Origin of the sequence: Agrobacterium sp. CMT1, assembly GCF_037203725.1 — a bacterium.
GTDB lineage: Bacteria > Pseudomonadota > Alphaproteobacteria > Rhizobiales > Rhizobiaceae > Agrobacterium > Agrobacterium pusense.
Map to the genome: position 1 here is coordinate 171,191 of NZ_JBBCAR010000008.1, position 10,876 is coordinate 182,066.

The window sequence follows — 10,876 nt, forward strand, 5'->3', positions numbered from 1 at the left end:
GGGAATTTTGATGTTTCTGACAAATAAGGACATGCTCGATCTCATTGAGCTTCGCCACGATTTGCATCGCCATCCGGAAATTTCCGGAGAGGAGAAAGAAACCGCCCGCCGCGTCCATGCCTTTCTTGAGCAGGCACCACCTGACCGGCTTCTTGCCGGCCTCGGCGGCCATGGCGTGGCGGCTGTCTATGACAGCGGCAGAAGCGGCCCCTCGGTTCTGATCCGCTCGGAAATCGACGCGCTGCCTATCCACGAAAAGGGTGAAGTTGAATATCGTTCGAGCGTCGATGGAAAAGGCCATCTGTGCGGTCACGACGGCCACTCCACCATTCTGACGGCACTGGCGCTTGGCCTTGCCCGCCAGCGGCCGGAGACAGGACGGGTCATTCTTCTCTTTCAGCCGGCGGAGGAAACCGGTGCGGGCGCAGCCGCCGTTATTGCCGATCCCCGCTTTACGGAGATAAAACCGGACTATTCATTTTCACTTCACAACCTCCCCGGCCTGCCCTTCGGCCATGTCAGCGTGGTGGAAGGGCCGGTCAATTGCGCATCGCGCGGCATCAAAATCACATTAGCGGGCAAGACGGCACATGCCTCCTCACCGGAACACGGCATTTCCCCCATGCGGGCGATTGCCAGGCTGATGCCGTCCCTGAGCGATCTCGGTTCCGGTTTTCCGCCGGCACCGGATTTTTCGATGGTGACGATCACCCACGCGATCATGGGGGAAGCGGCCTTCGGCATTTCCCCGGCTGACGCGGAAATCTGGGCGACACTCAGAACGCTGACCGACGACCGGATGGAAAACCTGTGCAACGCCGCGGAGACGCTCGCAAAAAGGGTGGCAGACGAAGAGAGGCTGGCGCTCGATATCACCTATGACGATATTTTCCTGCATTGCGAAAACGCCCCGGACGCCGTCGATCATATCCGGCAGGCGCTGGACGACGAGAAAATCTCCCACGGTTCCGAAGGTCTGCCAATGCGCGCTTCCGAGGATTTCGGCCGTTTCCGTGGCGTCTCGTCGTCGGCGATGTTTTTTCTCGGCGCAGGCCGGGACTATCCCAATCTGCACAACCCCGATTACGACTTTCCGGACGCACTGATCGGTATCGGTGCGCGCATCTTCATGCGGCTCATTCGTAATCTCACCGGCGGGAAATAAGCCGTGGCCGGCTGCACGCCGGCCGCTGTCAACCGCCTTGCGGACCGTTGCTCGGCCGGGCGGCGCGCACTGCCGCGAGCCCCCTGATGCCATCGCGATTACCGATGGAGGCGAGGCTTTCGAATATCTGGGCGGCTTCCCCATAACGGCGCATGGCGAGATAGGAGTAACCGCGCAGCACCATTAGATCAGCACGCTCGTCAGCCAGCCGAGCCCGCTGGTCGAGGAGCAGAAGCGTTTCGGCATAACGTTTCGACTGGAAGGCGGAAACCGCGCGATCGGCAAGGATCGAAACCTGCAGCTCCGTGGCTCGCGGACGATCCATGCGCGATTTCGTCGCCGAGACCGCAGCATGGTCCGTCAGCCCCATGCGCAGATAGGCGAGGCTCTGACCATAGGCCGCATCGCTTTTGACGCTCGACTGACCGCCGGCAATGGCGGCTTCAAAGGCTTTCAGCGCCTCGGCCGGTCTATTCGTCTCCATCAGGCACCAGCCGAGATCGAGCGCCTGCTGCGGCGGCAATCGCTGCGGATCAGGATAGGCGGCACAAGAGCGTGGACGCGAAGCCGTGTTGTTTGCTCTTTGCGCTGGCGAAGACAGTCTCGCCTGCTTGCGTGACGGTTCAGGCGCCTGGACGACGGGTTGAACATAGGTCACCGTCCCTCCCTGCGCCGTTTGAGGCACGGGCGCGGTCTGCTGCGGGGCGGTGGCGAGAGGCGGCGCGGTTACCGCCACGACCGGCTGGCCGGACTGATCCACCATGCGTGCGGTACCCACATCGGCAATACGCTGCGAGCGACCTGCCCATTGCTGCTGAATGCCCCGCAGGCCAGCGAGGTTGCGCAGGTCATGATAGCTCAGTGCCACGCCATAGGCAGACGGCTCATCATCCGCTTTCCAGCCAAGCGCAGTGCTGAACCATTGCAAGGCGAGCTGGCTCTGACGGAACGCAAGCGAATACCAGCCGAACTGTTGTGCCGTCGCCGCGTCCTTGCGCGCGACGGTTTCCGCTGCAATGCGCTGCAATACATCCGGCGGCAGCACGACGGGCGGCTCCAGCGCGAGAAGATTGGCGGTTGCGGCAAGATAGGTTGCGAGCGCATCGTCGGATGTCGCGCGCCATTTGTACATGACGTCCTCGGCTTCACGCGGCTCGTTGCGGTCGATCAGCGCCAGCGCCAGCCCTTGCGAGGCCGACGCGCTGTCCTCTTCCTCTCGCGCCTTGCGGAACCACTTTTCGGCCTCTGCCATATTTTTCTGGCGAATATTGTACCAGCCGAGCAGCAGCGCGTCGCTTGCGCGCTTTTCCGTTTCGGCAAGCCGTTCAAGCCGCATCAGATAGGCAGAAGGGACGGTGATCCCCTCTTTCTCTCCTGCCTTCGCCACGAACTGGCGCGCGAGATCGTTCTTGACCGGCTCGAATTCCAGCTGTCCATCGGCGCCGGGCTTTTCCTTGGCCAGAAGCTCACCCATCATTTCCGCCGGCAGCAGCGCGGATGCCTTTTGCACAGTGGCGAGCCTGTCACTTGCGACAGTGCAATTGTTGAGAATGTAGAGATAGGCGTCGCGCGCCCGTGCCATCCTGTCCGTATTGGCAAAGGCATCGGCAACACGCCACAGAACGTCGACCTCGCTGCAGGTCAGCAGACCGGAATTATTGGCGGCCGTATCCACCACCGTCGCATATTGCTTGAGGTCAGACGCGTTGATGAGGCGCTGACGCGCCTCGGCCAGAGACAGCATGCCGGTCAGGTTGTCCGGCGGCTGCCAGCCAGGCTCTGTCTGCTGGCGGTCGGCAATCGCCTTCCTGACCTCGGCATAACGGCCATCGGTATAAAGCTGCCACATGGCATCGAGCTTTGCATCGCCGTTTTCCGGAACAGCAAGCGGATCAGCCGGTGGCGTCCAGTTTGGATAAAGCGTGCGAAGTCGCGCGATTTCGGCCTGAAGGCGTTGCGTATCGCCTCTCGCGGCGAAATAGCGCAATGCGCTGAGATCGACTTCCGGCATATCACCCGACGCCGGCTCCGCCACGCGCGCGGCAGGCGCCTGCGCCGTCTGTGTTTGCACGGTCTGGGCGCCGGTCTGTGGCACCGGTCGCGGCTCGGTTACCGGCACCGTTACCGGCGGTGTCGAGGACTGCGCTAACTGCGCCATCTCGCGATTCTTGACAAAAGCGTTGATTTGCGCCGGATTTGCCGCAGGAGATATCCGCTGCGCGGCGCGATTGTCCCCCACCGCGGAGGTGTGGACGTCCGACACGCGACCGAGAATGCTGTCACGCCAGTGGAAGGCGGCAAGCGCGACTAGAAGCAGGATGAGGGCCGAAGTCGATAAAGGCTTGTTCATCGGCATTCCCCGTTATTCCTTGCCAGAAACGACAATGCCAGAAGGTGCAATGTGGAAGGATAATAAAGTGTTGGCTGAAAGCTCTTCAGTTCTTCCGGAACGGCGACCCCGCCTGCGACACAGGCCGCGAGCGCCGGAATGATGCGATAGCCGGGGTCCGACAGCACATCCTTGACCGCTCCGCTCTTCAGATCGAAAGTGCCAGCCGCACCGCTTTCCAGCGTCATGCCGTTCTTCAGCCGGTTGAGCAGCTCGGGCGAGCCGATATTCGCCCGCGAGAGATAAAGTGGAATGCGCACCGCATTGTAACCGAACTCCGGCGGGAAACCCGATGCCGGCTGGGCTCGCGTCCGCACCGATACCCAGTCGGCCGGTAGTTTCCTCTCGCCAAAGGCAAAGGCACCAATCTGCGTCACCCCGTCATCGGCTACCGCTTTCCAGAGCGGCGACGGCGCGACGAGATTGAGAACCGGGAAGGCCTCGAATATCAGATACGACGGATTAACCACCGGACCGTCATCCCGGTCCCCCTCGCCAAAACCGGTTGCAGCCGGCAGGAGTAACGAACGCCCTGCGCGTTGAACCACGGTTTTTTTGAGGATGGCGGATGCCATGGCTGTGGATGCCTCGGCGTAATCCTGCCGATTCCATTGCCCGGCAGCCAGCGCCAGCGCATAGGCGATCAGGATATCGCCATCCGTAGCGTTGTTGATATCGGTCACATGCGGACGTGTGCGCGGATCCCATTTCCAGGCGGACAGTCCGTCATCCCGCACCAGCAGTTCGGTGCGTGTGAAACTCCAGATCAGCTCGAAATCGGCGAGGCTGTCGGACAACACGGCAAGCCACATGCCATAACCCTGACCCTCGCTGTGGCTGATATTGCCGTTGCCAGTATCGATAATGCGGCCACCGGGATCGAGAAACGCACTCTTATAGGCCGACCATGCCTCCGGCGGGATCGACGCGGTGCGGCCCGCTGAAACGGCTGTCAGCAACGTCATGATGGAAAGGACGACAACACCGGCCAGTTTCGAAATTCCGCTCTTCATCGATGTCGCCCCATCATGCGCAGCATGGCAAACGTTGCGAGACCGAGGAGCGACACGAAACCAATGAAGGCCAATGAATAGGAGAGAACGTTAGAAGACAGCCAGTTTGCCGCAATCAGCCTGAAGTTCGAGAAGGAAAATGGCCGCGTGCTATAAAGATATGGCCGTTCCACTTCGACGGTCTCGATTTTTTCAGCACCTGCGTCGTAAGCGGCGACACGCCCCGTGACGCCACCCCACCGGTTTTCACGCGTCATCGCCGCCATGCCCTCCAAAAGCTCTCCCGAACTTGGCGCGGTTGCAAGCGTCCAAACCCCTTCACCTGAAGGGCTCAGTCCCTGGGCCAGCATGAAAGAGACATTGGCAGGCGGCGCATAGGGCTGCTCGGCTGCAGGCAGGAAGCGCAATGTATCCGAACTCAGGTCGAAGTTGCGCTTCATCCATTCCTCAAAGGACGAAACCTGTCCTTCCCAGATGCCGCCGTCGACCCGTTCACGCCAGTCATTAAAGAGGTTTTCACTGTTTTGCGCAGGCTGCTGAACACCGGCTCCCACTTTCCAGGAGATCTGGCTGGAGGGAACGAGGTTGAACTGGCTGATCAAAGCCTGCGGAAATTGTGAGATCGTACCAACGAACAACGCGTCCCGGTCGCCGATTACCAATGGCGACGCGACGGTCTCAATGTCGATCGGATGCCCCGCCACGCTCGCCAGCCGGCTGATGAGCGTGGCCGCCGCCGACATCGTGTCCGTGTCAAAACGATCAAGAGACAGGGCGACGGGAGTAGTTCCAGTGCGGTAGGGCTGCCCGGCGCCAGCCATAGCAGCGAGATCGGGTTTGCGACCAATCTGCGCATAGTCCGGAATATGAATTTCCGATGTATCGAACAATGCAAAACGGGGCGTTGCGCTCGCTGGCGCACCCGGTGCGCAGGCCTGATCCAGCGCCGTCATCAACACCGCTTCAATGGTCACCTTGTTCGGACCGGGCTTGAAGTGCCGCATTGTCACATTGATCGGCAGATGTCTGAAAATACCCCCGCCATTATTGGAGATCGGCACGGTGGAGGCGATCTGGTCATTGACATAGATGTCGACATGGCTGCCGGGCAACACCTGCGAAGAATAGGCTGCGTCCAGGAGAAGCGACGCTTCGCCATAGGCCGACGCATAAAAATCGGCGGGCATGCCGATGTAAAATTCATTGCGGAAACGCCGGCCGCTGAACTCGCTGCTTTCGATACCGAGTTCCGAAAGCGCGATCCGACGGTCCGACATGATCAGTGGCACATCGGGTGCGTGCCAGCTGCGCGTCGAAAAAGTGGCTCGCTGAGCGCCCGGTGTTCGCGAGATCGAGGAAAACAGTGTCTCTATCGCCGCTTGCACCGCCTGGGGGGTCGGACCGGTGACGAGAAGCGGCGACGCTCCGCCCGCGACGGCGCTGCCGAAGCCTGCGAAAGCGCCCGCTGATGCTTCAGGTGGCAAAGTTCCGGCCATGCCGGCGATTTCCCGAGCCGTGCCGACGAGGACCGAAAGCGTTCCCGCTTTCCTTTCGACGGGAGGGGCCGTCACAAAACGGACAGTCTGGTTCGGCATCTGGGTTCTGAGCGCCAGCGCCTGCGAAAGACGCAGGAGAGAATCCGCAAATGCCGGATTGCCGAGCGCCGGTGCCACGATTTCGATCGACGTCGTCGCCTTGCCATCAGGTCCGGTCGCCTGGATGTCGTCGATGTTGGCGAAACTGCCTGCAACATCGGCGTTAAAGCCTATGAAGGTATTTGCAGGATCGACATCGGTCCATAGATCATAAGTGGACTGGATCGTGCAATCTGTTCTGTGGCGCTGCTGCACCCCGAGCGACACGACATTCGCGCCGACCTGAAGGACACCGGGCGGAATTTTGAGGGAAATATTCCCCTGGCTGTCCGGCGCCTCGATACGCGCTGCCCCAAGCCCGACATTGTTCACGCTGACCTGAAAGTTCGAGCTTTCCGGGGCAACAACGATCGCGTTCTGATAACCGACATTCAGCGATACGGCTGCATTCACCTGCTCTGGCGTCAGATAGATACTCCATTGCCGCCGGTCCATCTCGCCCGAAAGGCTGAGCTTTTCATAGGGAAGGATATAGCGGCGGCGGCCATCGGCTGAAGAAGACGAGGCGGGCATGGAACCGGGTGAGATGCTTTCCCGGCGCGCGGGCACGGTCACTGGGGGAACCGGCGGCGGTTGGGCCGTCACGTCGGAGGAAGGCGCAGGCTTAGCCGCGAAGGGTGGCGGAACAGGTGGCTGCACCGGCGTCGGGACCTCCGGCTCACGACGCGGTTCCACCGGAGAAATGGCGGGCGGCTCCGCGGGCTTTGGCGCGGTCTGGGCCGGCCTCTCCGGCGACATGTCGAAGGGGGATGACTGCGCAATGGCGCTCGTCGCGACTGCACCCCAGATCATCACTGTCAGCGACTGCCTGATAGGTCCGCGGCCGGTCATTTTACGGCTCCAGCAGGTTTGACGGCCTTGGAACCCGGCCGCAGCGCGCGCGCCAGATAAAAGAGACCACGCTGCGTCTGGAAGAGCGATATTGCCAGGAAGGTCGCCGTACCGCGAATGAGACCGGGGTTCCTGCGTCGCACACGCTGAAACTCGCTCCATTGCTCAGAATTGGCAAAAATCAGGTCGGCGATAAGGCGGTGATCGACGGCCCGCTGCGGGGAGAAGGTGCAGCCGATCGAAATGAACCCCTCGCCTCGCACCGTCCGCACAATATTGAGAGGCATCGTTTCCGGCACGCCCTCGCTGTGGGGTTTGACCCTGACGATCGCAGTCTCGCCTTTTTGGACCGTGGTTGCGTTATCGAATAGATTGATGAGCAGACCGTGGACGGAAACATTGTCGATGGAGGCCGGCACCCAGGTGTCGCTGCCCTCAAGCTTGACCTCGCAGCGCCGCTTCACGGTGATGCGCCGCGAGGCGGACTTGTCGCCGCGTTCAGAAACCACCCCCAGCGCGCAACCGGCGAAGATGAGGTTCAGCAGGTTCCAGCCGCCGACCACGAGCGTGACATCCGCCTTGTAGGGCTCGCTGTAGATACGCCAGACGGCAAAGATCATCGCCACCACCAGCAATCCGAAAATCACGAAGAACGGCCGGCTGATTTCCGAGAGTCGCGCCTCAGCGATGGATTCATCCTTCGCCGTGACCTTGAAGGTTGGCTTGCCCGGATTGAAGATCACCGAAACGACGGCGGGCAGGAGGTGAACCGTCTGCACATATTCGTAGAGTTCCGATATCCACGGCCAGCGGAAACTGCCGTAGAGATAGTTCTGCATCATGAGGTTCACGAGCATGTAGGCCGCCGTATAGGCTAGAAACTCGCCGCCCGAGGCCACAAATATCTGCAGGTCGAAGAAAAGATAGAACAGCGGCGCAAATAGGAAGATCGTGCGCGGAAACGGAAATAGCCAGAACAGCGTCGAGGACATGTAGCAGAGGCGCTGTGTGAATGTGAGGCCACGCTTGAACAGGGGCTGGCGGAAAATCAGGATCTGCATCATGCCCTGTGCCCAGCGGCTGCGCTGACCGATGAAGCTTGCGAAAGTGGCCGGCTGCAACCCGGCAATCAGGGGCTTGTCCACATAGATGCTGTTCCAGCCGCGGGAATGCAGTGCGAGGGCCGTTTCACAATCTTCCGTGATGCTGACACCGCTGAAACCTTCGGTATCCTGCAGGGCCTCGCGCCGCAGTACGGCGGCGGAACCGCAGAAGAAGGCGCCGTTCCACTTGTCGAGACCGCGCTGGATGATGCCGTAAAACATCTCATTTTCGCTCGGCATCGTCTCGAAGGTTCGCAGATTGCGCTCGATCGGATCGGGATTGACGAAGAAATGCGGCGTCTGCACCAGGAACAGCCGCGGGTCTTCTTCGAAATAACCAACGGTTTCCAGCAGGAAGTCGCGCGCGGGCGCGTGGTCGGCGTCGAAGACCGTGACGAGTTCGCCGGTCGAATGGGCAAGGCCGTTATTGAGATTTCCGGCCTTGGCGTGGACATTGCGCTCGCGCGTCAGATAACGCACGTCGAGGTCTTCGCAGAGCTTCTTGAGCTCTTCATGGCGGCGCTGCGCGGCCTGCGCTTCGACAATATTGGCGGCATTGCGCTTCTGAACCGAGCCGCCATCGTCCAGCAGCCAGACCGTGAAGCGGTCCGCCGGATAATCCATGTTTTTGGCCGCCGCCAGCGTATTGGCCAGAAGCTCCGCATCCTCGTTGTAACTGGGCACGAAGACATCCACTGTCGGACGGTATGTGGGCGAGCCGGGCCTGGTCTTGCGCGACGGCAGCGGCATGGACACGATGACAAGGCTGAGCGCCAGCATCACCACGCTATACATTTCCGCCAGATAGAGCAGAAAACCGGGAATGAAGTTCTCAAGCTGATTGACCGGCGGCAACGTGCTTGTCGTGCGCCAGTAGACGTAACGAAGCACGATGGCCGTACCGAAACCGAGGGCCACCAGCCGCCAGACCCCCTGCCCGTTGAAGCCCTTGATCGTTGCGAGGAGAATAAGCGAGATTGCTGTTGCGACCAGGTGGGTCTGCAAGCTGACCGGCATCGTGATGATGGCCAGAACGCAAAGCGACACAAGCAACCAGACAATGATTGTGATGGCCTTGTTCATCCAGAAACTTTCCGTTCTTGTCCCCATCCGGAATTTCGGCCCGGCATCTCCGCTCTCGTCCCCGCCATCATCTGCATCCCTGGCCCGCCCCCGAACCGGAAAGGCACGATGGCGAGGGAATGGACACCTGCGGTACGCCCGATGATTGCTGTTGGCCTGTGACTGCCCCACCGCCGGCGGCGCGCGGGGCCGTCACCGCAGGCTGACCCGACGCACCCGCTGATACCGGCGAAGGAATGTTAACTGCTGCAACGGGCGGCAGCGGCTGTTGTTCCGGCTGAACCGGGGCAGTGGCCGCCGCACGACGAACCGGCCGGACCGGCACGCTGGCGGTCACCTCGCCGCCGGGGCGCATCGGCACCTCTTCCGACTTTATCGGATAGACCGGATTGCCGGGACGGCCGAGATTTTTGTCCACCGCCTGCGGCGTGCCGTAGGGGTTCCAGCTTGGCGAGGCATAAGTCCCGGTGATGGTATAATTATACATCACCGCCAGAAGCCGCTCGACGCTTGCGCCGGACTGACAGAGGCGTAGCCGCACCTTGATGCGCCCCAGATTGCGGAAATCCTGCCGCATGCTTTCGGGGGAACGTATATCCTGCCAACCATAAAGGCAGGTATCCTCACCACGTCCCTTGCCAGCGGCATAGGAAAACGCGCCGTAACTGTTCTGCAGGTAATTTGCCGACATGGCGATAGTTTCACCGGGAAATTCCGCACGGATTTCCCGTGCGAGGGAGGAAGCCCTGAAACCGGTGAACGCCAGGGAATCGAAATCTGTATCGCCCGCCTGCTGCGGACCGAAGAACTCCGCCTTGAGATAATTCTGTCCCGGCGTAGCAGCCTCGGAACGCAATATGACCTGCTGCGCCACGGCGTTGGAATAAGTACGGCTGACGACGGTAACGATTTCGGGACCGCCAGGCGGCGGAAAAATCAGCGCTTCGGAGGGTGACAGAAGCTGCGTCCCGCCGAACGACCGAACGCCCGCGGGAGTATTGCAGCCAGAAAGAACCGCAATGGAAAACAGCAATGAAGTATAGGCAGAAAATTTCACTGCCCTTCGCCCCTTTTTTTCCCCGACGCCGCCCAGATTAAAAGGAAACCGAATCACCAATGACCAGACCATTGTTACGAAATACGTGAGGACTGCGAATAAGCAATCGCAAATTTCCGTTGTAATTTCTGATAGTTTATGGCGTGCGAATCGCTTTTTCGCTGCCATTGGCGAAGGGCAAAAAGGTGGAACCAATCACGCCGCTGCGGGTTGGCTTTGCGTCAGATCGATAATTTTTGCGGTTGCAGCGCAATATGCCACATGGTCTATTTGCCTCCATAGTTACGTATTTTTATTGATCTCAATTTATTCAACTGTAAAAACAGAGAGTTACCGCATGACCATGCAATTTCCGAGTATCGCGCAGACACTTGCCGAGGAGATCGGAACATTACGCAAATGGCTTGACGAGGATGCCCTTCCATTGTGGTGGGAGGCGGGGTCAGCCCGGCCGGATGGCGGCTTTTACGAGCGGCTCGGTCAGGATGCGAAACCGGTTTTTTCCGATGACCGCCGCGCCCGCGTCCAGCCGCGCCAGGCTTATTGTTATGCCGCCGCCGGCCAGCATGGCTGGCACGGA

The 10,876-nt window shown here is 60.3% G+C and carries 7 protein-coding genes; 2 read left to right on the top strand and 5 right to left on the bottom strand.

Annotated features, from left to right (window positions below; genetic code table 11):
* The first annotated feature begins 10 nt into the window (after window positions 1–10).
* Window positions 11–1,165, top strand: coding sequence for an amidohydrolase (locus tag WA845_RS13970; RefSeq protein WP_045534526.1), 1,155 nt, complete (start codon window positions 11–13; stop codon window positions 1,163–1,165).
* Between the two features lie 28 nt (window positions 1,166–1,193).
* Here WA845_RS13970 and WA845_RS13975 read toward each other — a convergent pair whose 3' ends face one another.
* The 5 genes from WA845_RS13975 to bcsN form a co-directional block, all read right to left on the bottom strand.
* A complete protein-coding gene (locus WA845_RS13975) occupies window positions 1,194–3,521 on the bottom strand; it encodes a cellulose synthase (RefSeq protein ID WP_045534528.1) in 2,328 nt (775 codons plus the stop codon).
* Complete coding sequence (locus WA845_RS13980; RefSeq protein ID WP_045534530.1) at window positions 3,512–4,567, bottom strand: glycosyl hydrolase family 8; 1,056 nt, start codon at window positions 4,565–4,567, stop codon at window positions 3,512–3,514. Before WA845_RS13980 ends, WA845_RS13975 begins: the two co-directional genes overlap by 10 nt.
* Complete coding sequence (locus WA845_RS13985; protein WP_045534532.1) at window positions 4,564–7,053, bottom strand: cellulose biosynthesis cyclic di-GMP-binding regulatory protein BcsB; 2,490 nt, start codon at window positions 7,051–7,053, stop codon at window positions 4,564–4,566. The genes WA845_RS13980 and WA845_RS13985 overlap by 4 nt, the downstream gene beginning before the upstream one ends.
* Complete coding sequence (gene bcsA, locus WA845_RS13990; RefSeq protein ID WP_022563664.1) at window positions 7,050–9,239, bottom strand: UDP-forming cellulose synthase catalytic subunit; 2,190 nt, start codon at window positions 9,237–9,239, stop codon at window positions 7,050–7,052. The genes WA845_RS13985 and bcsA overlap by 4 nt, the downstream gene beginning before the upstream one ends.
* 67 nt (window positions 9,240–9,306) lie before the next feature.
* Complete coding sequence (gene bcsN / locus WA845_RS13995) at window positions 9,307–10,296, bottom strand: cellulose biosynthesis protein BcsN (protein ID WP_174151592.1); 990 nt, start codon at window positions 10,294–10,296, stop codon at window positions 9,307–9,309.
* Between the two features lie 337 nt (window positions 10,297–10,633).
* Here bcsN and WA845_RS14000 point away from each other — a divergent pair.
* Window positions 10,634–10,876: AGE family epimerase/isomerase (locus WA845_RS14000; protein ID WP_337322424.1), on the top strand; the 243-nt coding region annotated here is incomplete at its 3' end.

Excerpts from the sequence above, each read along its gene's own strand:
- WA845_RS13970 (WP_045534526.1), top strand. The coding sequence starts at position 11 with ATGTTTCTGACAAATAAGGACATGCTCGATCTCATTGAGCTTCGCCAC.
- WA845_RS13980 (WP_045534530.1), bottom strand. The coding sequence starts at position 4,567 with ATGAAGAGCGGAATTTCGAAACTGGCCGGTGTTGTCGTCCTTTCCATC.
- WA845_RS13975 (WP_045534528.1), bottom strand. The coding sequence starts at position 3,521 with ATGCCGATGAACAAGCCTTTATCGACTTCGGCCCTCATCCTGCTTCTA.
- WA845_RS13985 (WP_045534532.1), bottom strand. The coding sequence starts at position 7,053 with ATGACCGGCCGCGGACCTATCAGGCAGTCGCTGACAGTGATGATCTGG.
- bcsA (WP_022563664.1), bottom strand. The coding sequence starts at position 9,239 with ATGAACAAGGCCATCACAATCATTGTCTGGTTGCTTGTGTCGCTTTGC.